The sequence below is a fragment of the Pseudomonas sp. NPDC078700 genome, from assembly GCF_044542375.1.
In the GTDB taxonomy this organism is placed as follows: Bacteria; Pseudomonadota; Gammaproteobacteria; order Pseudomonadales; family Pseudomonadaceae; genus Aquipseudomonas.
The window spans coordinates 186577-210779 of sequence record NZ_JBITUI010000004.1 but is presented as its reverse complement, the minus strand read 5'-3'; the positions used below and the strand labels follow the sequence as shown (position 1 = coordinate 210779).

Annotated in this window: 22 protein-coding genes; 13 read left to right on the top strand and 9 right to left on the bottom strand. The window is 54.5% G+C overall.

Annotation, left to right across the window (positions count from 1 at the left end; genetic code table 11):
• Positions 1–50: 50 nt before the first annotated feature.
• The 7 genes from ACIGCM_RS15120 to gshB all read right to left on the bottom strand — a co-directional run bounded on the left by ACIGCM_RS15120 (position 51) and on the right by gshB (position 6214).
• Positions 51–1322 carry a dihydroorotase gene (locus tag ACIGCM_RS15120; RefSeq protein ID WP_397502907.1) on the bottom strand — a complete coding sequence of 424 codons (1272 nt, stop codon included), beginning with the start codon at positions 1320–1322 and terminating at the stop codon, positions 51–53.
• On the bottom strand, positions 1322–2332 hold the full coding sequence (locus ACIGCM_RS15115) for an aspartate carbamoyltransferase catalytic subunit (protein ID WP_397502906.1): 1011 nt from the start codon (positions 2330–2332) through the stop codon (positions 1322–1324). The genes ACIGCM_RS15120 and ACIGCM_RS15115 overlap by 1 nt, the downstream gene beginning before the upstream one ends.
• A gap of 13 nt (positions 2333–2345) precedes the next feature.
• Entirely contained in the window at positions 2346–2852 is a 507-nt protein-coding gene (gene pyrR, locus ACIGCM_RS15110) for a bifunctional pyr operon transcriptional regulator/uracil phosphoribosyltransferase PyrR (RefSeq protein WP_397502905.1), read from the bottom strand.
• Between the two features lie 28 nt (positions 2853–2880).
• A complete protein-coding gene (gene ruvX / locus ACIGCM_RS15105; protein ID WP_397502904.1) occupies positions 2881–3312 on the bottom strand; it encodes a Holliday junction resolvase RuvX in 432 nt (143 codons plus the stop codon).
• Complete coding sequence (locus ACIGCM_RS15100) at positions 3312–3881, bottom strand: YqgE/AlgH family protein (RefSeq protein WP_397502903.1); 570 nt, start codon at positions 3879–3881, stop codon at positions 3312–3314. Before ACIGCM_RS15100 ends, ruvX begins: the two co-directional genes overlap by 1 nt.
• 94 nt (positions 3882–3975) lie before the next feature.
• Positions 3976–4872, bottom strand: a complete 897-nt coding sequence (locus tag ACIGCM_RS15095; RefSeq protein WP_397502902.1) for an energy transducer TonB — start codon at positions 4870–4872, stop codon at positions 3976–3978.
• Positions 4873–5254: 382 nt separating this feature from the next.
• Positions 5255–6214, bottom strand: coding sequence for a glutathione synthase (gene gshB / locus ACIGCM_RS15090; protein ID WP_397502901.1), 960 nt, complete (start codon positions 6212–6214; stop codon positions 5255–5257).
• A 392-nt stretch (positions 6215–6606) separates the two neighbouring features.
• Between gshB and pilG the strand changes: the two genes are divergently transcribed.
• From pilG to ACIGCM_RS15050, 8 genes are all read left to right on the top strand, one after another.
• Positions 6607–7014: a twitching motility response regulator PilG gene (gene pilG / locus ACIGCM_RS15085; RefSeq protein ID WP_339489693.1), complete on the top strand. Its 408-nt coding sequence runs from the start codon at positions 6607–6609 to the stop codon at positions 7012–7014.
• A 47-nt stretch (positions 7015–7061) separates the two neighbouring features.
• Positions 7062–7427, top strand: coding sequence for a twitching motility response regulator PilH (gene pilH / locus ACIGCM_RS15080; RefSeq protein ID WP_010485677.1), 366 nt, complete (start codon positions 7062–7064; stop codon positions 7425–7427).
• Positions 7428–7471: 44 nt separating this feature from the next.
• A complete protein-coding gene (locus ACIGCM_RS15075; RefSeq protein ID WP_397502900.1) occupies positions 7472–8008 on the top strand; it encodes a chemotaxis protein CheW in 537 nt (178 codons plus the stop codon).
• Positions 8009–8093: 85 nt separating this feature from the next.
• Complete coding sequence (locus ACIGCM_RS15070) at positions 8094–10139, top strand: methyl-accepting chemotaxis protein (RefSeq protein ID WP_397502899.1); 2046 nt, start codon at positions 8094–8096, stop codon at positions 10137–10139.
• 51 nt (positions 10140–10190) lie between these two features.
• Positions 10191–11072 carry a protein-glutamate O-methyltransferase gene (locus ACIGCM_RS15065; protein ID WP_397502898.1) on the top strand — a complete coding sequence of 294 codons (882 nt, stop codon included), beginning with the start codon at positions 10191–10193 and terminating at the stop codon, positions 11070–11072.
• 11 nt (positions 11073–11083) lie between these two features.
• The gene (locus ACIGCM_RS15060; protein ID WP_397503311.1) at positions 11084–18631 is read left to right on the top strand and encodes an Hpt domain-containing protein; all 7548 of its coding nucleotides are present in this window, start codon (positions 11084–11086) and stop codon (positions 18629–18631) included.
• Positions 18628–19653, top strand: a complete 1026-nt coding sequence (locus tag ACIGCM_RS15055) for a chemotaxis protein CheB (protein ID WP_397502897.1) — start codon at positions 18628–18630, stop codon at positions 19651–19653. The genes ACIGCM_RS15060 and ACIGCM_RS15055 overlap by 4 nt, the downstream gene beginning before the upstream one ends.
• A 13-nt stretch (positions 19654–19666) precedes the next feature.
• The gene (locus ACIGCM_RS15050; RefSeq protein WP_397502896.1) at positions 19667–20140 is read left to right on the top strand and encodes a chemotaxis protein CheW; all 474 of its coding nucleotides are present in this window, start codon (positions 19667–19669) and stop codon (positions 20138–20140) included.
• Positions 20141–20192: 52 nt separating this feature from the next.
• Here the strand turns inward: ACIGCM_RS15050 and ACIGCM_RS15045 are convergent, their stop codons facing one another.
• On the bottom strand, positions 20193–20912 hold the full coding sequence (locus ACIGCM_RS15045; protein WP_397502895.1) for a 16S rRNA (uracil(1498)-N(3))-methyltransferase: 720 nt from the start codon (positions 20910–20912) through the stop codon (positions 20193–20195).
• 311 nt (positions 20913–21223) lie between these two features.
• On the opposite strand from ACIGCM_RS15045, the gene ACIGCM_RS15040 reads away from it, so the two are divergent.
• Both ACIGCM_RS15040 and ACIGCM_RS15035 read left to right on the top strand, forming a co-directional pair.
• A complete protein-coding gene (locus ACIGCM_RS15040) occupies positions 21224–21562 on the top strand; it encodes a hypothetical protein (RefSeq protein WP_397502894.1) in 339 nt (112 codons plus the stop codon).
• 318 nt (positions 21563–21880) lie between these two features.
• Positions 21881–22132, top strand: coding sequence for a hypothetical protein (locus ACIGCM_RS15035; RefSeq protein ID WP_096480655.1), 252 nt, complete (start codon positions 21881–21883; stop codon positions 22130–22132).
• A 56-nt stretch (positions 22133–22188) separates the two neighbouring features.
• Here the strand turns inward: ACIGCM_RS15035 and ACIGCM_RS15030 are convergent, their stop codons facing one another.
• Positions 22189–22530, bottom strand: coding sequence for a helix-turn-helix domain-containing protein (locus tag ACIGCM_RS15030; protein ID WP_397503310.1), 342 nt, complete (start codon positions 22528–22530; stop codon positions 22189–22191).
• Positions 22531–22807: 277 nt separating this feature from the next.
• On the opposite strand from ACIGCM_RS15030, the gene ACIGCM_RS15025 reads away from it, so the two are divergent.
• The 3 genes from ACIGCM_RS15025 (at position 22808) to ACIGCM_RS15015 (ending at position 23950) form a co-directional block, all read left to right on the top strand.
• Positions 22808–23176, top strand: a complete 369-nt coding sequence (locus ACIGCM_RS15025; protein ID WP_397502893.1) for a hypothetical protein — start codon at positions 22808–22810, stop codon at positions 23174–23176.
• 167 nt (positions 23177–23343) lie between these two features.
• On the top strand, positions 23344–23490 hold the full coding sequence (locus tag ACIGCM_RS15020) for a hypothetical protein (RefSeq protein WP_397502892.1): 147 nt from the start codon (positions 23344–23346) through the stop codon (positions 23488–23490).
• Between the two features lie 10 nt (positions 23491–23500).
• Positions 23501–23950, top strand: coding sequence for a DUF2247 family protein (locus tag ACIGCM_RS15015; RefSeq protein ID WP_397502891.1), 450 nt, complete (start codon positions 23501–23503; stop codon positions 23948–23950).
• The last annotated feature ends 253 nt before the right edge of the window (positions 23951–24203 follow it).

Genomic DNA, 24203 nt, shown 5'->3' with positions numbered 1-24203 from the left:
TGGGTGGAAAAGCCTACCGTCTGCACGCATCAACCGGGGTGATTGACTGACTACACCTGATAGCAGATATGCCCATCAACCAAGGTGTAGCGCACTGCGCTCGGCAGGCAGTGGCCGATAAACGGGCTGTTGCTGCCTTTCGAGAACCAGGTTTCACCGGCCAGAGTTGAGGCTTCTGGATCAAACAGCAGGATGTCTGCTGCTTGGCCCGCCGCCAGCTTGCCTGCAGGCAACCGCAAAGCGCTGGCCGGGCCCGTGGTTAAGCGTTGGAGCAGGGTCGGCAGGTCGATCAAACCCTCCTGAACCAAGGTCATGGCCAGTGGCAGTAACAACTGAACACTGCTGATCCCCGGTTCTGTCGCGCCAAAGGGTGCCAGCTTGGCATCGGCTTCGTGGGGCTGATGATGGCTGCTGATGGCTTGAATCACGCCGCTCTTAACTGCCTGGCGCAGGCCTTCGCGATCTTTTGGCGTACGCAGCGGTGGCTGCACGTGATAACGGCTGGAAAAGCCTTGCAGGGATTCATCGGTGAGAATCAACTGATAGAGGGCAACGTCAGCGCTGACCTTCAGGCCGCGTGCTTGCGCCTCGGCAATTAATTCAGCGCCGCGTGCGCTGGTTAGCTGACTGAAGTGAGCACGCACGCCGGTTTGTTCAACCAGCAGCAGGTTGCGAGCCAGGGCGACGGTTTCAGCTGTCTCAGGGATTCCGGGCAAACCAAGGAAGCTAGCTGTAGCGCCTTCGTGGGCCAGACCACCTTCAGCAAGGTCGTGATCTTGAGAGTGAAAGATCACCGTCAGGTCGAAGGTGGCAGCATATTCCATGGCGCGACGCAGGGTGCGGCTGTTGCGAAAGCAATCCAGACCATTGCTGAATGCCACGCAGCCCGCATCACGCAGGGCAACCAGTTCAGCGAGTTGCTCGCCCTCCAGGCCCTTGCTCAGCGCACCGATAGGGAAGACCTTGGTGTGCCCGGCTTCGCGAGCACGGTCGAGAATCATCTCTGCGACGGCCGGTGTGTCGAGTATTGGCTTAGTGAACGGCGGGCAGCACAGGCTGGTCACGCCGCCCGCGGCAGCTGCCAGGGTTTCAGTGGCAATGCTGCCTTTACGGCTGTAGCCCGGCTCGCGCAGGGCAACACTCAGGTCAACAAGCCCGGGTGCGGCGACCAAACCTTTGGCATCGAGGGTGGTTTCAGCATTGAAGTCAGCAGGTGCCTGGCCAATGGCGGCAATCAATCCGCCCTCGATATACAGGTCGGTAACACGGTCAAGGCCGCTGCTTGGGTCAATTACGCGGGCGCCGAGGATATGGGTACGCATCAGTTTTGCTCCTCGGATTCCTGATTAAGTTGGCGCTGGGTGTTTTGCCCGCTCATGGCCATCGATAGCACGGCCATGCGAATGGCGATGCCATAAGTCACTTGGTTGAGAATCACCGATTGCGGGCCATCAGCCACAGCTGACTCGATTTCTACACCGCGATTGATCGGCCCCGGGTGCATGACCAGCGCATCGGGCTTGGCCAGCTTCAGGCGCTGCTCGGTCAAGCCGAACAAACGGTAGAACTCACCTTCGCTGGGCAGCAATCCGCCCTGCATGCGTTCACGTTGCAGGCGCAGCATGATGACTACGTCGACATCTTTAAGCCCGGCGTCCATATCGCTGTAAGTGGTGACGCCGAATTGCTCGATGCCGACAGGGAGCAAGGTTTTCGGCGCGATGACGCGAATGTCCGGGCAGCCCAGTGTTTTTAGGGCGATCATATTGGAGCGGGCGACACGCGAGTGCAGAATGTCGCCGACAATCGCGACTGAGAGGTTCTCGAAGCTGCCTTTATGCCGACGAATGGTGAGCATGTCGAGCATGCCTTGCGTCGGGTGCGAGTGACGGCCGTCGCCACCGTTGATGATCGCCACATCAGGGCATACATGTTCGGCGATAAAGTGCGCGGCACCGGAATCACCGTGGCGCACAACGAACATATCCGCCGCCATGGCTTCAAGGTTGCGCAACGTGTCGAACAGCGACTCGCCTTTGCTGGTCGAGGAAGTCGATACGTTAAGGGTAATCACGTCAGCAGACAGACGCTGGGCCGCCAGCTCGAAGGTGGTGCGGGTCCGTGTTGAGTTCTCGAAAAACACATTGCACACGGTTTTGCCGCGCAGCAGCGGGACTTTTTTCACCGCCCGGGCACCGACTTCGAGGAATGAGTCAGCGGTGTCGAGAATTTCGGTCAGCAGTTCACGGGGCAAACCATCGAGCGAAAGGAAATGGCGCAACTGACCTTGGTCATTGAGTTGCAGAGGTCGCTTGGCTTCTGTCGGCGTCATCGCGGTATGGGTCTCAGTTTGTGAGCGTTTGCAGCTCAAGAGTGAGCGGAGTCGGGCCAGATAATTTTACCCGCTGCTCGGCAGGCAGCGATAAGGTTGCGCCGACCACGTCTGGGCGAATCGGCAGGTCGCGAGCATCAAGATCGAGCAGGCTGACCAGGCTGATGCTGGCTGGGCGGCCGTAATCGAACAGCTCATTCATGGCGGCGCGGATGGTCCGTCCGCTCATCAGTACATCGTCGATTAACACGATATGCTGACCTTCGATCTCAAACGGTAGTTCAGAAGGCTGCACTTGTGGGTGCAAGCCGTTCTGGGTGAAGTCGTCTCGGTAAAATGAAACATCGAGAATGCCCAGCGGCTCTTGATTGCCAAGTGTCTCCAGCAGCGCCTGTGCGACCCATACGCCCCCGGTACGGATACCAATAAAGCGCGGCGTACTGATTTGCCGTTTGTTCAGGTGGCTAATGAGCGCGCTGGCCATTTCTGGCAGCAGCTCGGCAGGGTTGGGTAGGTTCATCAGAAGCTCCTTGGGCATTGAGCTGGGCTCAGCCTGAAATATGTTCTTCTAGCCATCCTTCGAGCAGCAGTGCGGCAGCCAGTGCATCCACTGGGCGTTCGCGATAGCCGCTATTTTGGCCTTGCTGTAAGCGTTCGCCTTTTGCCGCATAGGTGGTCAGGCGTTCGTCATGTGTATGCACCGGCAGATTAAAGCGACCATTGAGACGGCGCGCGAACTTCTCTGCTCGCTCGCTCATGTCGCTCGGGCTGCCGTCCATGTTCAGTGGCAAGCCGACGACGATTGCATCGGGTTGCCATTCGCGAATCAGTGCTTCAACTTTTTGCCAGTCAGGCACGCCATTTTGTGCTTTAAGCACGCAGAGTTCCCGCGCCTGGCCGGTAATCACCTGACCAACAGCGACGCCAATCTGCTTGGTGCCGTAATCGAAGCCGAGCAATAAACGCAGGGGCTTGTCCATCAGGCGTGCCCTGCCTGCGAGGTCAGCAAGCTTAAATTAATGCCAAGCTGCGATGCGGCGGCGTTGAGGCGCTGGTCAAAGGGCAAATCGAAGAGGATGTCCTGTGTCGCCGGACAGGTCAGCCAAGCGTTATTGCTAATCTCGGCTTCTAGTTGGCCTGCATCCCACCCTGCGTAACCCAGGGTAATCAGGTATTTGTCAGGGCCGGTACCGGCGGCAATTGCAAACAACACATCTTGCGAGGTGGTTAAGCCCAGTTCGCCAAGCTCAAGGGTGGCTTGGTAACTGTCGCCTGCAGGATGCAGGACAAAGCCGCGATCGGTCTGCACAGGGCCACCGGAAAAAATCGGCAAGCTCTCGCAGATAATTGGCGGCTCGCTTTCTTCGCTGAGCTGCTCAAGTACGTCTGCAAGGTTAAGACCGCTTGGGCGGTTGATAACCAAGCCCATGGCGCCTTGATCGTTATGTTCAACGATGTAGGTGACGGTTTGCGCGAAATGCTCATCGTCCATGTGTGGCATGGCAATCAGCAGTTGGTGTTTGAGGTAGCTAGGGCTGGCATCTTTCATGGGCGCTAGCTTAAAGCCTGCGACACGAGCCGGGAAGCCAAAACACGGTTTTCCTCGATGGGCTTGCTACAAAAAAACGCGGGAAGGCGTGAGACTAGTTGCTCGACAGGCGATCGCCGCGCTCAAAGCGCCAGGTGCGGATGATTTCCAGACGGTCGGCATCTGCCAGGTCACCACTAAAGGGGGCGTAAGGCGCGGCGAGGCGAACAATACGCAGTGCTGCTTTGTCGAGCATCGGTTGGCCGGATGATTCCAGGACCAATACCTCATGCAGGCTGCCGTCACGGTTAATGGACACCAGCATGCGCAGGCTGCCGTAGATTTGTTTGCGGCGTGCGTCATCTGGGTAATTGAGGTTGCCGATGCGCTCTACTTTCTTGCGCCACTCATCTTTATACCAGGCACCCTTGTCACGCATGGTTGAGGCTGCATTAAGCCGGACAATCTTGGGTCGTTTGGCGTATTGCTGAACATCCTGGGCAAGCTCTGCTTCGAGGCTGGCGATTTCAGTGCTCAGTTGCTCGCGGTCGAAGGTCGGTGCGTCACGGGTTGGCTCGACTTGTTTGACCTTCTCTTGCTTGGCCTGAACCTTTTGCGGTTGTGGTTTTTTTGTGGCAACGACTTTTTTCGGCGCTTGCTTCGGCACGGGTGGCGGCTGCGGCGCAGCCGGTGGCGTCACATGCTTGACCTGAGTGTCCTGGAACGGTGCCTGCTCTGTGGTTTTCGGCGCCGCTTTGTGCTCCAGCGTGCCGCTGCCTTGTTGATTGTCCTGGGCGAGGAAGTCTGCCTCTTTGGGCTTTTCTTCGCTCTTGAAGGTCGACAGGGTGATTTCCAGGGTTTTGCTGATGGTCACGGGGTCAGCCAGAGTGAAACTCAAGCCAAGTATCAGCGCGACGTGCAAAACGGCTGCAAGAAACAGGGTAAAGCCCAGTCTGTCCGCAGGTTTGACGCCAGAAGATGCTGTGATTGTGGTCTTGGCTGTTGGTTTCATCTGTATAAGGTTCAGCTCAGAATGCCGCGCAGTCTGCCGACTAGAGGCCATGGCCTGCAAGTTTCAAGTTCAAAGCTGCTACCTGCTTCAAACTTGTTGGGGGTTATTTCAGCCACCATCGGTACCCGCACATTGGATTATTGGCTGAAGCTTGGTGGCCAAGCTTCGCGTTGACCACCCTACGAGTCACGCCCGTATCGGGTGGCTGATGCTCTTGTAGGGTGGTTGATGCTTTTTTCAGCCACCATTTGTGCCTGCCTATTCGAGTGTGGGTTGAACTCTGGTGGCCAAGCTTCGCGTTGACCACCCTACGAATCACGCCCGTCCCGGGTGGCTGACGCTCTTGTAGGGTGGTTGATGCTTTTTTCAGCCACCATTTGTGCTAGCCCTGTTTGGCAGCGAGTTTTTCGGCAATTACATCCATCAATCGCTCGGCGATCTTGGTGTCATAGGCGGCATCAATTTCGCGGATGCAGGTTGGGCTGGTGACGTTGATTTCGGTCAGGTTATCGCCGATCACGTCGAGGCCAACGAACAGCAAACCTTTCTCGCGCAGTGTTGGGCCAATGCCATGAGCGATTTCCAGGTCGCGCTCGCTCAGTGGCCGAGCTTCACCGCGCCCGCCGGCTGCGAGGTTGCCACGGGTTTCGCCCGCCGCCGGAATTCGTGCCAGGCAATAAGGTACAGGTTCGCCGTCAATCATCAGAATGCGCTTGTCGCCATCAATAATGGCTGGCAGATAGCCTTGCGCCATTATCTGCTGGGTGCCATGGGCGGTAAGGGTTTCCAGGATTACCGAGAGGTTAGGGTCACCTTGGCGATGGCGGAAAATCATCGAGCCACCCATGCCGTCGAGGGGCTTTAGGATGATGTCACCTTGCTCTTTAGCAAATTCACGCAAAATATCGGCGCGACGGCTGACAATGGTCTCGGGGGTGTACTGCGGGAATTGAGTGGCAAACAGCTTCTCGTTACAGTCGCGCAGGCTTTGCGGGCGGTTGACTACCAATGTGCCAGCGTTCTCGGCTTGTTCAAGCAGGTAGGTCGCGTAGACAAACTCATTGTCGAATGGCGGGTCCTTGCGCATCAGGATCACGTCAAGATCAGACAGCAGCATGTCCGTCTCGGTGCCTAGTTCAAACCAGTGCTCAGGGTCATAAAACACCTCAAGCGGGCAGACGCGCGCACGAGCATGGCCTTTGGCCTGGTATAAATCTTTGACTTCCATATAAAACAGCGACCAGCCGCGTGCCTGGGCTGCGAGGAGCATGGCCAGGGAACTGTCCTTCTTGAAGGATATCTGCGCGATGGGGTCCATGACTATGCCGACACGAACGGTCATGTGTTTTTCTCCGTAAAGTCAAAATGTGAACTGTAAATAAGGTGTTGGAGACTATCACGAGCCCTTTAATAGCTGCTGATTGTGTAGTCGTTCAAGGAAAAAACCTTAGCCATCGGTAGCTTATAGCTTGCATGTAGAGACTGTGTTAAAAAGGCCAGATGATCAGGGTAACAATCTATTGGCGTCAGATGTAAGCCGCTAATGTTATGGAGCCTGCTCAAAGGCTGAGTCCGCAATGCTCACACGCAATAATAAGGTCAGTGGCGCAGTATTTAATGCTGCGGGTTGGCGGTGAATTATTGGGATATGACGCGACATCATTAGATGGGCGGTCGAGCTTAACTGGCTCCGGCAGAAAAATAACGACTCACCGAGGCGATGGTAGGGCAAACATGGAACAGCATTCCGAGGGTTTGAGAGTAATGGTCATTGACGATTCGAAAACGATTCGTCGAACCGCAGAAACCCTGCTCAAAAAAGTGGGTTGCGATGTAATTACTGCAGTAGATGGTTTTGATGCTTTGGCAAAAATTGCCGATACTCATCCGAACATTATTTTTGTAGACATCATGATGCCGCGTCTTGATGGTTATCAGACCTGTGCTCTGATCAAAAATAACAGCGCATTCAAATCCACGCCGGTGATCATGCTGTCCTCAAAGGATGGGCTGTTCGATAAAGCCAAAGGGCGCATCGTGGGTTCTGATCAGTACTTGACCAAACCCTTCAGTAAAGAAGAGTTGCTCGGTGCGATCAAAACGCATGTGCCTGACTTTATGCCGGTGGAACAAGCATCCTGACATCTGCCTGCTTTTGTGCAGATGTCCATTAAGTAGTGGGAAACACCATGGCTCGAATTCTGATTGTTGATGACTCTCCGACCGAGATGTACAAGCTGACCGCAATGCTGGAAAAGCACGGTCATGAAGTCTTGAAGGCGGAAAATGGCGCTGATGGCGTCGCTCTGGCTCGTCAGGAAAAACCTGATGCAGTCTTGATGGATATTGTGATGCCGGGGCTTAACGGCTTCCAGGCAACGCGTCAGTTGACTAAAGATGCGGACACCAATCACATTCCTGTGATTATTGTGACCACTAAAGATCAGGAAACTGACAAGGTCTGGGGTAAGCGCCAAGGTGCTAAAGACTACCTGACCAAGCCAATTGACGAAGACACACTGCTGAAAACGCTGAATGCTGTGCTGGCCGGTTAATTCCAAAGCCGTAGGAAAACTCTAACCATAAGGCTGCAGTGGGCATGTCTGACGTACAAACACCCTTCGCAAAACTTCTTGAAATCGACCAGCGTTGTCGTGCTCTTGCGGCTGGCTTGCCTATGCAGCAAGCCGCACAGCAGACATGGAGTGGTATCGGCTTTCGGATGGGGGAGCGTTTGTTCGTAGCACCGATGGGTGAGGTCGGTGAAGTGCTGCATGAGCCACGTTACACCTTGTTGCCAGGCGTTAAGAGCTGGGTCAAGGGTGTGGCTAATGTGCGGGGTCGTTTGCTTCCAGTCATGGATTTGTGCGGCTTTTTGGGCAATGAACTGTCGCCACTGCGCAAGCAGCGGCGGGTATTGGTGGTGGACCATCAAGAGATTTTTGCCGGCCTCACGGTCGATGAAGTCTTTGGTATGCAGCACTTTTCAGTGGATACATTTTCTGAACAGTTACCACCCCTGGAGACATCGGTAGAACCGTTTATCCATGGCGTATTTCAACGTGAGCAAGCCTGGTTGGTGTTCAGCCCTTTTGCGCTGGCACAGAATCCAGATTTTCTAGCGGTAGCATTTTAATAAGATTTTCGGTTGGGTCGGCTTTGCCGGCCTTTTGGCGTTATATGGGAACCGTAGTGCGGTCGGTCCAGGCGGGGGCCAGATAATGAAAAAACTAAATGCAGGCAATTTATTCGCGAGTACGCGTAGCAGTACGCTGATTTTGGGGCTGTTCATCGTCCTGATTGTGTCAGTTGTGTTGTTGTTCGTTAACTTCGCTTATATCAACACCCAGTCTAACTACGACACTGAGTACATTGGTCACTCCGGTGAGCTTCGTGTTCTGTCTCAGCGTATTGCTAAAAACGCCACGGAAGCTGCAACAGGTACGCCTGAAGCCTTTGGTTTGTTGCGTGATGCACGCAACGACTTCCAGAAACGTTGGGCAATTTTGACCGATGGCAACGCTGAAACCGGTCTGCCGCCAGCCCCTGATTTGGTGCAGCCGCAAATGGCGGCTGTGCAAAAGGACTGGGACAGCCTGCGTAAAAACACTGACTCCATTTTGGCCAGTGAGCAAACCGTTCTGTCGCTGCACCAGGTAGCGGCAACATTGGCTGAAACCATTCCGCAGTTGCAGGTCGAGTACGAAGAAGTCGTCGACATCCTGCTGGAAAGCGGTGCGCCAGCGGCTCAGGTATCGGTTGCCCAGCGTCAGTCGCTGTTGGCTGAACGTATTCTGGGTTCGGTGAACAAGGTACTGGCCGGTGATACTGACTCGGTACAGGCAGCTGACACCTTCGGCCGTGATGCCAGCCTTTTCGGTCGCGTATTGAGCGCGATGCTGGAAGGCAACACCGCCATGGAAATTACCAAGGTCGAAGACAAAGAGGCGCTTGATCGTCTCGGTGAGATTTCTGAGCTGTTCGAATTCGTATCGGGTTCGGTAGACGAGATCCTTGAAACGTCGCCTGAATTGTTCCAGGTTCGTGAGTCGGCTAACTCGATCTTTACAGTTTCGCAAACCCTGCTCGATAAAGCGTCTGATTTATCAACAGGCTTTGATGGCCTCGCTGACAGTCGTCAGGTCAACACCCTGATTGGTTATGTACTGGGCTTGCTGGTACTGGCCTCGATCATCCTGATCGGTATCGTGATGGTGCGTTCGACTAACCGTCGACTGGCTGAAACGGCTGAGAAAAATGACCGTAACCAAACGGCCATTTTGCGACTGCTCGATGAAATTGCCGACCTCGCGGACGGTGACTTGACGGTAGCGGCGACGGTAACCGAGGACTTCACCGGTGCCATTGCTGACTCCATCAACTACTCCATCGACCAACTGCGTGACTTGGTTGCAACCATTAACTTGACCGCCGTGCAGGTGGCAGGTGCTGCGCAAGAAACGCAGGCAACGGCGATGCATCTGGCCGAGGCCTCTGAGCACCAAGCGCAAGAAATTGCCGGTGCGTCTGCGGCGATCAACGAAATGGCGGTGTCGATTGACCAGGTATCGGCTAACGCCTCTGAGTCCTCTGCGGTGGCAGAGCGATCGGTAGCGATCGCCAACAAGGGCAACGAAGTCGTACACAACACCATCACCGGCATGGATAACATCCGTGAGCAGATCCAGGACACCTCGAAGCGGATCAAGCGCCTCGGTGAGTCGTCACAGGAGATTGGTGACATCGTTAGTTTGATTAACGACATTGCCGACCAAACCAACATTCTCGCCCTTAACGCTGCAATTCAGGCCTCCATGGCCGGTGATGCGGGTCGAGGCTTCGCCGTGGTAGCGGACGAAGTACAGCGCCTTGCTGAACGTTCCTCAGCTGCAACCAAGCAGATTGAGGCACTGGTTAAGACGATTCAGACTGACACCAACGAAGCGGTAATTTCGATGGAACAGACCACCTCTGAAGTGGTGCGCGGTGCACGACTGGCGCAAGACGCCGGGGTTGCACTGGAAGAGATTGAGAAAGTATCCAAGACCCTCGCGGCCTTGATCCAGAACATCTCCAACGCTGCTCGCCAACAGGCGTCGTCTGCCGGTCATATCTCCAACACCATGAACGTGATTCAAGAGATCACCTCGCAAACCTCGTCCGGTACAACCGCAACCGCCAAGAGCATTGGTAACTTGGCGAAAATGGCCAGTGAGATGCGTAAGTCGGTATCCGGCTTTACCTTGCCGGAAGGGGAGCAGGCTTAATCGATGGCTGTGCAGCGCCTTGCAAAGGTCGCTGCCCGGAGCCCTGGGACTATGACCGAACGTCACGACAACTCGCCAGGTGCATGGGCCTTGCAGCCAGTTATGGATATGTCCAAAGACGAATTCCATCGCTGGCAGACTTTGCTCGAAGACCGCACTGGCGTCGTGATTCAGGAGCAGCGCAAGGCGTTTTTACAGACTAACCTGAGTTCGCGCATGCGTGAATTGGGTGTCAGTGAATACGCCGACTATTATCGTCAGGTTACAGATGGACCGCGTGGTGCGGTTGAGTGGTCGCTGTTACTGGATAGGTTGACGGTCCAAGAAACTCGATTTTTCCGGCACCCTGCTTCATTTGCTGTGCTTGAGGCTTACCTGCAATCAAGGTTGCAGCAGCCCCTGGCTAAGCCGTGGGAACTCTGGAGTGTTGGCTGCTCCAGTGGTGAGGAGCCCTATTCATTGGCTATCACTGCTGCCCAAGTGCTTGAGAAGGCCGGGCTGCCTGCACATTTTGCAGTCACCGGTACTGACATCAGCCTTAATGCGTTAAGTAAGGCCCGTGAAGGACGTTATGCAGCACGTAAGCTCGAACAATTAGAGGCCGGCATTGCCCAGCGCTATTTTTCCGCTGAAGCCGATGGCAGCCTCAAAGTATTACCGGAACTGGCGTCGCAAGTGTGTTGCGCCAAGCTCAATGTGCTGGAGTTGGCCAAAGCGCCAATGGCCGGTATGGACGTTATTTTTTGTCAGAACTTGTTGATCTATTTTCGTCGCTGGCGTCGCCGAGAGATCCTCAATTGCCTGGCAGAGCGCCTTGCACCGGGTGGTCTGCTGGTTATTGGGGTCGGTGAAGTAGCGGGTTGGCAGCATCCGGATTTGATACCGGTTGCAGACGAACGAGTTCTGGCGTTTACCCGTAAGGGCAAGTTATGAGCGGAGTGACTATGGGTGATCGGCACGACTATGTCGCCCTGGAGTGGGTCAAAGGCGAAGTAGCAGAAACCCTGAAACAGGCACGTCAGGCGCTTGAGTCGTTCGTTGAGAACCCTCAAGACCCTACGCGCATGCGTTTCTGCTTGACCTACGTGCACCAGGTGCACGGTACCTTGCAGATGGTTGAGTTCCACGGCGCGGCATTGCTCGCGGAAGAGATGGAGCAGCTCTCGCAAGCGTTGATGGAAGGCCGCGTCGGTAATCAGGGCGAAGCACTGGAAGTGCTGATGCAGGCGATTCTGCAGATGCCGGTTTACCTGGACCGTATCCAAACTGCGCGTCGCGACCTGCCAATGGTCGTGTTGCCGTTACTTAATGACCTGCGCTCGGCACGCGGCGAAAAGCTGCTCTCAGAGACCAGCTTATTTGCCCCGGATATGTCCTCGCTGGCACCCGCCTTATCCAGTGAATCTCTGGCGCAGCGGCACAACCCTGAACTGCCAGGCTTACTGCGTAAACTGCGGCAAATGTTGCAGATGGCTTTGGTCGGTGTGTTACGTAACCAGGATCTGCCAACCAATTTGGGCTATATGGCGCGGGTCTTTGCCCGTCTGGAATCGCTGTGCAAAGACACGCCACTCGGCGCGCTATGGCAGATTTCCTCGGCTATTATCGAAGGCTTGGCCAGTGGCAGCATCGCCAACGGCAGCTCGGTGCGCGGGCTGCTGCGTGAAGTCGACAAAGAACTCAAGCGCCTGATGATTCAGGGGGCGGAAGGCTTTAATCAGCCAGCGCCGGATGAATTGATCAAGAACCTGTTGTTCTACGTCGCTAAAGCCAGCAATACCACGCCACGCATTGCTGCGGTGAAAGCACAATACCGTCTGGATGATGCATTGCCAGACGATGAAACCGTTGACGCTGAGCGCGCCAGCCTTGCCGGCCCAGACCGCAATGCCATGCGTTCTGTGGTCGGCGCACTGTGTGAAGAATTAGTCCGGGTTAAAGACAGCCTTGATTTGTTTGTGCGCAGTGACCGTGTGCAAATTGCCGAGCTCGAATCATTGCTCGCACCGCTTAAGCAAATTTCTGACACCCTGGCGGTGCTGGGTTTCGCCCAGCCGCGTAAAGTAATCATTGACCAACTTGCCGTGGTTCAAGGCTTGGCCCAAGGCCAGCGTGAGCCTAGCGATGCCGTGTTGATGGATGTGGCAGGTGCGTTGCTCTATGTCGAGGCGACACTGGCAGGAATGGTGGGGCCTTCGGAAGACGGTAGCAGCGAAGAAAGCCATCTGCCGACGACCGATGTGGCGCAGATTCACCAGTTGGTCATCAAAGAAGCACGCACCGGTCTCGAACAAGCTAAAGATGCGATTATCGAGTTCATTGCTTCGCAGTGGAATCACGATCACCTGGCCCGTGTGCCTGAACTGCTGACGCAAGTGCGCGGCGGTTTGGCGATGATCCCGTTGGATCGCGCTGCACAGCTGCTCAATGCGTGTAATCGTTATATCCAGGAACAATTGCTGGCCCGCAAGGCAGTGCCTAACTGGCAGAGTCTCGATACCCTGGCGGATGCCATCACCAGCGTTGAGTATTACCTCGAACGCCTCGGTGATGATCACGCCAGCCAAGGCAATCTGATCCTCGATGTAGCTGAAGAAAGCCTCGAAAGTCTGGGTTACCCGCTGCAAGAGAAACCCTCGATTCTTGATGAGCCAGCGACCGGTCCTGCACCGCTAGATGAAGCGTCAGCCCTTGAGTCGCAGTTCGACGAACCCGTCGCTCTGAGCGAGTTTGACCTGGATCTTAGTGCCGACGATATCGAGCCTTTGGCGAATCCACTGGACGATATCGAGGTCATTAGCGATGAATCAATTGCTGAGCCTGAGCCAAGCCTGAGTGTTGATCTATCGAGCGACAACTTTGATGCCGCGTTAGAACAGCAGCTTGATGCTGAAACAGCACATGATGAGCGTACAACTGAGCCAAGTTTGCCGCAGCCCGAAGAGCCTGTGGACTTTACTGCGCTGGACGACTTGAGCGATGAGTTCAGCGATCTGCAGCCCAGCCGCGAGGAAACCGTTAATTTTGACTTGGCCGAGATCACGCCAGTCGAGAGCAATATTGAAAACGATATCGAACTGGTCGACTTTGACTTTGCAGAATTCGAGTTTGAGCCAGAAGATACCTCGTTGGATCAACAGCTGCCGACTTTGCAGCTCGATGAAACCTCTGCGTTTTCATTAGATGACCCGGACTTGCAGCTCGAGGCCTTCAGCCTTGACACCTTAGAGCCGCAAGCCAGCTGGAATGAAGAAGATATTGCTGCGCTGGGCCTGCCAGATGTTGAACTGCCAAGCCGCAGCGAGCCGACACCCACAGCGCTAGACGAGGCAGAAAAGCCACTGTCGATGGCTGATGTCATGGCCGCTCCCGTGCAACTGGTAAATCCGCCAGCGCACGATGTGCCGCCGAGCTTGTTGCCGCCGCCAGCAGATGAAGAACCTTTTGATGATGAGCTGGCTGAAGTCTTTATTGAAGAAGCCGGTGAAGTCCTCGAAACCATTGCCCAGTACTATCCACTGTGGTGCGCAGATACCCAGAACAAAGATGCCCTGATTGAAGTCCGTCGGGCATTCCACACCCTCAAGGGCAGTGGTCGGATGGTCCGTGCGCTGGTTATTGGTGAACTGGCGTGGTCCATTGAAAACCTGCTTAACCGCGTGCTTGATCGCAGTATCGAAGCGGATGCAGATGTGCAGCAGGTGATCACTGATGTCATTAATCTGATACCTGAGCTGGTCAGCGAATATGCTGACAAAGCGCAACGTCAGCGCGATGACGTTGATCGGCTGGCGATGATTGCCCATGCCTTGGCCAAAGGTCAGCGTATAACTGCGCCTGTGGTCACCGAAGCTGTTGAGCCCTCTGTTGAAGAAGCCACTCAGTCGAGCGAGCGCGATGACATGCTCGACCCGCAGTTGCTGGATATTTTCCGCAGCGAAGCTGAAACCCATCTCGACACCCTGCTGCGCTTCTTGGCCGATTGCGAGCGCGAGTTGCCACAGCCGGTAACCGACGATTTGCAGCGTGCATTGCACACGCTCAAAGGCAGCGCCTACATGGCGGGTATTTTGCCGGTTGCCGAGATTGCTGCGCCGCTGGAAAAACTGGTCAAGGAATTCAAAACCAACTTGATCGCCTTGGATATGTCCGAGGCTGATCTGTTGCGCCGCGCTGAGCAGTTGTTCCGCCACGCACTTGAGCAGCTTGAAGACAACCCTTTAGGCACTCTGCCGGGTGCGCAAGCGTTTCTCGACGATGTGCAAACCTTGCATCAGGAACGCCTCGACTCGGCTGAAAACAGCCGCAAGAGCGAACTGGGCGAGGTGCGTGATCCGCAGCTGATCAGCATCTTCCTCGCGGAAGGTATGGATATTCTGCTGGATGCTGAAAAGCTCCTGCGCAATTGGCGTGAACACCCCTTCGAGCGTCAGGAACTCAGTGCACTGCTCGATGAGTTGACCATGCTGGGGCGTGGCGCAGACATGGCTGAGCTGCCGCAAATCGATGAGCTTTGCGAGGCCTTGCTGGATCTCTATGGCGCCGTAGAAGAAGGCAGGCTTGCCGTGAGTGAGCGCTTCTTCACTGAGGCTGAACTGGCCCACGAAGCGCTTATCGGGATGATGGATCAAGTCGCCGCAGGTTTGCAGGTTAGCGCCGAGCCGCAGCGCGTTGAAGCTTTACGGGTTTTACTGGGTGAGGCCCTTGATCCCGCCAAGCTGGCGTTGTTGTCGAATCCTGATGATAACGGCATCGAAATTGTTGAGCTCGATGCGGCCACTGCGGCGTTACAGGCACAGTTAGAGGCTGACTCGGAAGATGAAGCGCTAACACAAGAGCCGGGCAGTGAGTCGATTGCAGAACCAGTCGAGCCTGAACTGGATCAGCCGCTGGAGTCAGCCGAACAGGCCTATACCGAGCACGCGTTAAGCGCCGATGCCTACGAGGCATTGGACAGTGAAATGGTTGAGATCTTCCTTGAGGAAGCCGTCGACTTGCTCGATAGCGCCAGTATTTCACTCGATCAGTGGCTGGCTAACCCGCAAGATAAGGCCCCGCTCAACGCGTTGTATCGCGATCTGCACACCCTCAAGGGTGGTGCACGGATGGCGAACATCCAGCCGGTTGGTGATCTCGGCCACGAGCTGGAAACCTTGTATGAGCGTTTGCTCGATGGTCGCCTTAAAGCGGCGCCTGAGTTGAACGGTTTGCTTCAGCAAAGTCACGACCGCTTGGCCATGCAAGTTGAGCAGATGCAGGCTCGGGCCAACATGACCCTGGCTGATGATTTGATCGCAGCCATTGACGCCTTTATTCGTGGCGAGCAGCCTGCTGCTGAGGATCAACAGGAAGCAGAGACCGCCATACTCGACGTAGCTGAAGGCGTTATTGAGCCTGAAATCGAGCAAGACCTGCCCCTGGCAGAGCTTGACGATGAGCCTGCCGAGCTTGAGCAGCCTGTCGATACTCTTGATCCAGAACCAGAACCAGAAGCTGAAAGCGCAGGGTCTGAGCTGTTAGATGAGCCCGACGTTGCCGATCAACAACAGGATCTTGAACCGCTAGACCTAAGCGCGAACAACGATTTTGACTTGCCCGTAATCGTGGAAAGTGGCGAGACCGATTCGACTGAGCCGCTACTTGATCTCGATATGGCAGGCTCATCAGATGCGGCGCAACCCTTTGTGGCTGAGCCTGCTCAAGAGCGTGACCAGGAGTTGGTCGATATTTTCCTTGAGGAAGGTTTCGATATTCTTGAAAGCTCGGCTGCGGCCTTGCAGCGCTGGATCAACGATGTTGATAACAGCCTTGAGCTGGAGGCGTTGCTACGCGATTTGCACACCCTCAAAGGGGGGGCGCGCATGTCGGAGATCGCAGAGGTTGGCGATCTGGCCCATGAGCTCGAGTTTCTTTACGAAGGTTTGAGTGATGGCCGCCTGCGTGCGAGCCCTGAGCTGTTCAGCTTATTGCAACGTTGTCACGACAGTCTGGCTGCAATGCTTGAAGCCGTGCGTGATCAGCGCCCGGTGCCAAAAGGTGATGAGCTGATCGAGGCCATCAAGCAGTTCCGCCGCAATCCAGGCCAGCAGTTGAGCATGCCGTCCAGCGTGCACTTGCAAGCTGCCGATACTGTTGAGGGCGCTGAAGAGTCAGATATCCTCGATATCTTCCTTGAGGAAGCAGATGAACTGCTTGAGTCAATGGAAGTGGCGGTCGGTCGCTGGGACGTAAACCGTGATGACGCCGCTGCGGTTGATGACATCTTGCGCGTTCTGCACACCCTCAAAGGCGGTGCGCGGCTGGCGGGTCAGAGGCGTCTTGGCGATCTGACGCATGACCTTGAACAGCACCTCAGTGAAGCGCAACAGCAGCCTGCGCCATGGCCAGAAAGCATTTATCTCGATGTGCAATCAGGTTACGAAGGGCTGGTCAACGAAGTAGAGCTGTTGCGTGAGCGACTGGCCAATGAACCTTTAGATGCACCTGTTGAAGTCGCACCACAAGCGCCTACTGCAGATTATCAGGCAAACCTGTCTGCGCCGATTGTTGCTGCCAGCGCCATGCCCGCGCAGGAACTTGTAAACAAGGTTCTGCCCTTTGTTCGCCGGGCTCAAGAGGCGGCGCAAGAAGCGGCTTCGCGCAGAGCTCCGCAAGAACTGGTGAAAGTGCCTGCTGAGTTGCTTGAAGGTTTGGTCAACTTGGCCGGTGAGACTTCGATCTTCCGTGGTCGGGTTGAGCAGCAGGTCAGTGACTTTGGCTTCACCCTCAGCGAGATGGAGTCGACCATCGACCGGGTTCGAGATCAATTACGTCGTCTCGACACTGAAACCCAAGCGCAGATTCTCAGCAGCTATCAAGCAGAAGCTGAGCGCTCAGGCTACGAAGACTTTGACCCGCTGGAAATGGACCGCCACTCGCAACTGCAAACCTTGTCGCGTGCGCTGTTTGAGTCGGCATCCGACTTGCTGGATCTAAAAGAAACCTTGGCCGCACGTAACCGCGATGCGGAAACGTTGCTGCTGCAACAAGCGCGGGTTAACACTGAACTGCAAGAAGGGCTGATGCGTACGCGCATGGTGCCATTCGAGCGTCTGGTGCCGCGTCTGCGCCGAATAGTCCGCCAAGTAGCGGGTGAGCTGGGCAAGCAGGTTGAGTTCGTTGTCGGCAATGCCGATGGTGAGATGGACCGTACCGTTCTTGAGCGTATCGTTGCACCCCTTGAGCACATGCTGCGTAACGCAGTGGACCATGGTATCGAGTCCGCTGAAACACGTCGCGCTGCCGGTAAGCCCGCGCAGGGCACCATCCGCCTGAGCCTTGGCCGTGAAGGGGGGGATATCGCCCTGACGTTGACCGATGATGGTGGTGGTATCAACCGTGATGCGGTGCGCCGTAAAGCGATTGAGCGTGGCTTGATGGATGCCGATTCGGACCTCAGCGACTACGAGGTTTTGCAATTCATTCTTGAGGCCGGTTTCTCCACTGCCGAAAAGGTTACGCAGATTTCAGGGCGTGGCGTTGGCATGGATGTGGTGCACTCGGAGGTCAAACAGCTCGGTGGCTCGATGAGCATCGACTCCACCCCGGGCGTTGGCACCAGCTTTCTGATTCGACTGCCGTTTACCGTATCGGTCAACCGTGCATTGATGGTGTATTCGGGGGAAGACCTCTACGCCATTCCACTCAATACCATTGAAGGTATTGTGCGCGTTTCGCCATACGAGCTTGAAGCCTATTACGCACCGGATGCACCGCGTTTCGAATACGCCGGTCAGGCCTATGAGTTGCGTTATCTCGGTGACCTGCTCAATAACGGCCAGCAACCTAAGCTGGTTGGCCAGAGCTTGCCGTTGCCGGTGATTCTGGTGCGTTCAAGCGAGCATACCGTTGCGGTTCAAGTGGACTCGCTGGCGGGTTCCCGTGAGATCGTGGTGAAAAGCCTTGGCCCACAGTTTGCCGGTGTTCACGGTATTTCCGGGGCGACCATTTTGGGTGACGGCCGGGTGGTGGTGATTCTCGACTTGCTGGCAACCATTCGGGTCCTGCACGCGCATTTGCTTAACCAATTGCAGCCGCGTTTGGTTAACCAGCGAGCCACTGAAGCCGAGATTGAAGCCGATCGTCCAACATTGGTAATGGTTGTGGATGACTCGGTGACCGTGCGCAAAGTAACCAGCCGCTTGCTTGAGCGTAACGGCATGAACGTACTGACGGCAAAAGACGGGGTCGATGCCATCTCGTTGCTGCAAGAGCACAAGCCGGACATCATGCTGCTGGATATCGAAATGCCGCGCATGGATGGCTTTGAAGTGGCGACGCTGGTCCGTCACGATTCACGCTTGAAAGACCTGCCGATTATCATGATCACCTCGCGTACAGGTGAAAAACACCGTGAGCGAGCCCTGAGCATCGGGGTCAACGAGTACTTGGGCAAGCCCTACCAAGAGTCGCTCTTGCTTGAGAGCATTGATCAGTTGGTTAAACGCACATGACCGCTCGCATCGCCGTAATCGCGGATACTTCCCTGCAGCGCCACGTGCTGCAGCAGGCGTTGGCGGGCAGTGGCTATGAAGTGGTCATGAATAGTGATCCGGCGCGTCTTGATGAAGAAGCGTTGCAGGCTTGCGAGGCGGATTTATGGCTGGTGGATTTGGCTCAGTCAGAAGATTCGCCATTAGTGGATAACCTGCTGGAGACAACCTCAGCCCCAGTGCTATTTGGTGAAGGTCACGCGCCAGAGCGCCATTCCGAGAACTACCCGCGCTGGGAACGTAGCCTGTTTGCCAAGTTAAAAAAACTGGTGGGTGATCCATCCAAAGCGGTTGGTCCAACCCTGGAAGCGTTACTGGCTGACGCCCAACGGCCTAACCGGTTAGAACTCCCGCAGGTGTTGGCTGACACCCAGCTTGTGGTTGGTGAACCGGCCCAGCAGGTTTGGTTGCTGGCAGCGTCAATGGGCGGCCCGGCAGCGGTAAAAGCCTTTTTGGATGCACTGCCCGGTGGCTTGCCGGTGGGGTTTATCTACGCCCAACATATCGACGCCAGCTTTGAGTCCGTATTGCCGCAAGCGGTTGGCCGGCACAGCCAGTGGCACGTAAACCCGGCGCGCGAGGGTGACAGGGTGCGTTGCGGAGAGGTCGTCGTCGTGCCGATTGCCCGTGAACTTGAGTTCGCCAGCGACGGTGCCATGCACATAACGGAGCGTGTTTGGCCTGAGCCTTACAGCCCATCAATTGACCAGATGATGTTGAATCTCGCGCAGCATTTCGGCAATCAGTGCGGGGTCATAATGTTTAGCGGCATGGGCAGTGACGGTAGCGCCGCTGCTGCCTATGTTAAACGCCAGAATGCCCTTGTTTGGACCCAGCGCGGCGACACCTGCGTATGCCCAAGTATGCCCGACAGCTTGCGTGAAGGTGGCTACAGTGATTTCACCGCTGACCCCCGTGAGCTGGCACTTGGATTGGTTAATTATCTGGCAGAGCAGTGCCGTAAATCTGCATCGAACGCCTGATTAGGATTTTCAAATGAGCCAAGCAATAACCAGCGAAAACAGCGTCACCAGCCTCACATGTCTGGCCATTCCGCTGGCTGATCGCACCCTGCTGTTGCCCAACGTGGTCGTTGCCGAATTGATCCCTTACCGCGCACCGCAGACCAGTTCGGGAATGCCTGCTTGGTTTCTGGGGCAGATTAACTGGCGCGATCTGCGTTTGCCGTTGCTGTCATTTGAGGCCGCCAGTGATGGCCAGGCGCAAATCGGTGGCAATGCGCGGGTGGCTGTTATCAATGCCGCAGGTGGCCGTGAAAAGGTCAAATTCATTGCATTGTTAGTGCAGGGCATTCCGCGTTCAGTAAAGGTCGCTACTGACCTGGCCTCAGCACCTGACGCCACGCTGGCACCGTTGGAGCTGGAGGCGGTGCAAGTGAATGATGATGTGGTGAAAATCCCGGACCTGATTGCCCTTGAACAATTGCTAGAGGACGCAGGGCTGGTCTAAGCCCAAGCGCCATCGAAAGCTGGCGTTTTGCGTTATGGCTGGGCTGGCGCGCTTAAAAGTCGCCCCATAGTTGCTGTGCAACACTCAAGGCCACCACGGGCGCTGTCTCAGTCCGCAACACCCGGGGGCCTAGGCGCGCAGCATGAAATCCCTGAGCTTTAGCCTGTTCGACTTCAGCTTCATTTAAACCGCCTTCAGGGCCAATCAAAAAAGCCAGCGACTGGGGTTTTGCGTGGCTCTCCAGGGGCTGTGCAACGGGGTGTAGCACCAGTTTCAACTCGCTGTCTATCTGCGTTAGCCAATCACTCAGGCTAATCGGCGGATGGATAACCGGCACCACTGAGCGGCCGCATTGCTCGCAGGCACTTATCGCAACCTGACGCCAATGGCTCATGCGCTTGTCAGCACGATCATCTTTGAGCCTGACCTCGCAACGCTCACTGACAATTGGGCTGATCTCAGTTGCGCCTAACTCGGTGGCCTTTTGAATCGCCCAATCCATACGCTCGCCACGGGACAAACCTTGGCCCAGATGAATGCTCAAGGGCGACTCTGGTTGCCCGGCGATGCACTCGCGCAGCTCGACCATGACGGTCTTTTTACCCACCTCAATCAACTCACCAAGGTACTCGTTGCCACTGCCATCAAACAGTTGCACCGCATCACCAACGCTATGGCGCAGCACACGGCTGATGTAATGCGCATGAGCCTCTGGCAAAGCATGTTGGCCAATGGAGAGCGGAGCATCGATAAAAAAACGAGATAGGCGCATGGATAAACAATTAACTGAACGCTGGGAGGCGCAGTTTAGCTTGTTTGGCGGGAGGAGGTGGCAACCGCGTGGCTGTCATCTCTTATCTATTGGGGGGGCAGTGAATAATCCGTAAGTTGTTGGATATTGGCTGAACACCTTTCAGGGCACAACTTTTGGTTGGTGTTGTGACTTCAGCGAGACAATTAGTTCTCATCTCATTAAGCCTGTCACATATTTGGACTTGTGGCCTGAAGGCATATTCGCTCCATGGTAGGCTCACACTCATTACGCAATGATGGCGTTTTGCCTTTATTCAAGGGATTGAATGCATGTACCCTGCTGTACGCTACTTTTGTTTCTTTGGTCTGCTCAGTGCTTCAGCCACTTATGCCCAGACCCCGCAAGCCCCGGGTGACCGAGACCTGATACGCGACCGTCAGCAGCGCCTGCTCGACGAGCAACAACAACGCCTTGAGACCCTTCAGCAACTGCCGGGCAAAGTCGATGCGCCCACGCCTCAAGCTGTTGACCCAGATGCGCAATGTTTTGATATCAAACGCATCGAACTTCAGGGGGCCGAACACCTGAGCACCTCACAACGCACGCAGTTGCTTGCTGGCGATAACGTTATTAGGGGACAGACCACGTTTTTGGGATATTTCGATTAAACGTGGTCTGTCCCCTATTGTTCCCGCAAGATAGTGTTTCGAACACCTTCAAAGATGGCCAAACTCTTCAGTCAACAATTGACGGGCTGAAGTCAGGGAAAATCTCTCCAGATGACTTACCTCCTATCCGGGTATTTGAGAAGGACGGAGTGGTTTACAGTTTGGATAATAGACGATTGCTTGCAGCGTCTGAGGCGGGCGTTCCAATCAAAGTTGTTCCCGCTACGCCAGCGGAGGTTGCTAGGGAGGGATGGAAAATGACTACGCCCAATAATGGTTCGATTATCTGTGTTCGAGGCGTTTGTAAGTGAGGGTCGTATGAGTTTTGAACGAGTTAGAGATATACAGACAAAAGAAGATCTTGCGGATTTTGTTGGAGAGTTCCGAGAGGGGTTGGTGCTTAATCCCGATGACTGGGAAAATCCGGACTTAGAGAGGTTTCTAGCTGCAATGGAAGCCTGGATTCGGTCAATAGATATGTATGCAAAAAACTCTGGTGATAGTGATGTTACTAGCCCTAGCTGGAGTACTTTTGCAAAGATATTGTGTGCGTCGAAAGTTTATGAGTAGTTGTTCTGCATAGCCTTCACTCAACACCGGCCTCGTGCCGGTGTTGTTTTATCCGCTTACTGCAAAATCTCCCTTCCTTCACTGTTCGCCTTGGTCGTGGCCTGAGCGATCAGGGCATCGAGCATATGCGCAACGAATTTCTGTTGGCTCTTAGGTAGCTGGTCGATGGCTTCCAGTTGCTGTTGCCATTTCGGAGCCGGGCCACGCTTACGCACAGTGGTTTCCTGCTGCTGACCAAACAGCTCTTCGAGTGTGGTCGAAAGCAGCCGGGCCAGCTCTGGCAACGCCGCTACCTGGATACGCCGCTTACCGGACTCATAGGCTTGGATAGTCTGCTGGGACACGCCCAGCCGTTCGGCCAGTTGAGTTTGAGTGATGCCGTCGTTATTAGGGGACAGACCACGTTTTTGGGATATTTCGATTAAACGTGGTCTGTCCCCTATTGTTAGGTTGGAAGCCCTCTCAGACCGACGGCGGCCCCCTCAAATATGTTGACGAGAATGGCATTCCGCGTGTGACAATCAAACAAGGCAGTTCGCGCGCGCCAGGAAGTTCTGATCCACATGTTGAGTTCAAAGATGCAACAGGCCAAAGAACCGATGCCTTTGGTAATCCGGTAACTAGAAAGAGTCCGGATAATCACACCTCAATTGACTTTGACCTGTGAGAGCCTATATGAATTATTACGAAATTTTACCGCTCTCAAATTTTTATCTCGAAGATAGCTACGTTTTATCAATTATTGAGGTCGCAGGGGCACTGATTTTTGAGCTGGAGGCTGTTCTTACTAAGAGTCATCCACAATATGAAGAACCTAAAAAAGGAGAACAATATTGCTATCGCAAAGTATCGTTGCGTTTTTTTAACGTGGACTCTATCGAGTGGTTTGATAGGCGATTCATAGGGTTTGAAGATAGTGCAGGTGAGCTAGATTATGGGAATATAGACAGCTTTGTTGTAGGCGATGGTTCTTATACTCTGTCTGGCGATTGGGGGATGGTAATAATTCGGGGGGGCGGGGTAGAGGCGGTTATCACTGATTAGTTGGTGCAAAAGCAATTGATAACTCGGTCATAGGCAAGCCAAGAACCGGGAGCGCAAATAAACTTCCTGATGGTCAGCACGGGTTCAATGACATAATTGATAATTATGCTGGTGATGCAGCTAAATTTGAGATACCAACCAAAGGGCCAGGTGGCGAGGTGGTAAGGGTGTCCGAGTTAAGACAAATTGAAGGCAGTAATAATGGAGTAGGTGGGGTTTTTGAGTGGATTGTTGATGAAGGCAGCGTAACTCATCGACGATTTATTTCAGGTGGTCAAGTAACTGGCCTGCCCAACCAGATTCCGAAAAAATAAGGAAAGGGTAATGTCTCCATTTGGTATATTATTCGGTTTGGGTTTGGCTTGCTGGTCAACTATTTTTTTGGGATATAAAAAGGGCTGGATAAGTCGAGGAGATATTTTTGAATATGCCATAAATCAGCTTCTAAATGGTTGCGACAGCGAAAGCGTTGCCATCATTGCTGGAGGCGAATATTTAAGCGATGAAGAGCTTCTTGAAATTATCTCAAAACAAATGGAAGCGACGAATTGTGTTGCTGAAATGGATAAGTGGCGTTTGGCTTTTCTGCTTTGCATTGACGGGTCGAATGACAGTGACGAAAATAAAATAAAACGACTTCAGGAAATCTATGCGGACTTTGATTATCCGGAAGACATGGCTTCGTGCAGCGTTTATTCTCAAGACGGTGTTGGCCCGCTTGTAGCTATGAGCCAAGTTTTGAAGGGGCTAAGAGAGAGGCTTTTACTCCGATAACTTGATGGTGCAAAAGCAACAGCTATCGAATTTCTACCGAAAGCAACTCGAAATAGTGCAGGACAAATTGAGGCTAACATTACTCAGAGCAGCGCTATAAAATTGCTCGAGTCTAGTGGATATAAGAAGACGGTTTCTCAGGATGGCACAGTAACTGTGTTGACAGGTGGCAAGAAGGTATATCGTTTCTATCCATCTTCAACTTCCACTGGGCAGCCGTCAGCTTCATTGACTATTGAAGGCATAAAAAAGC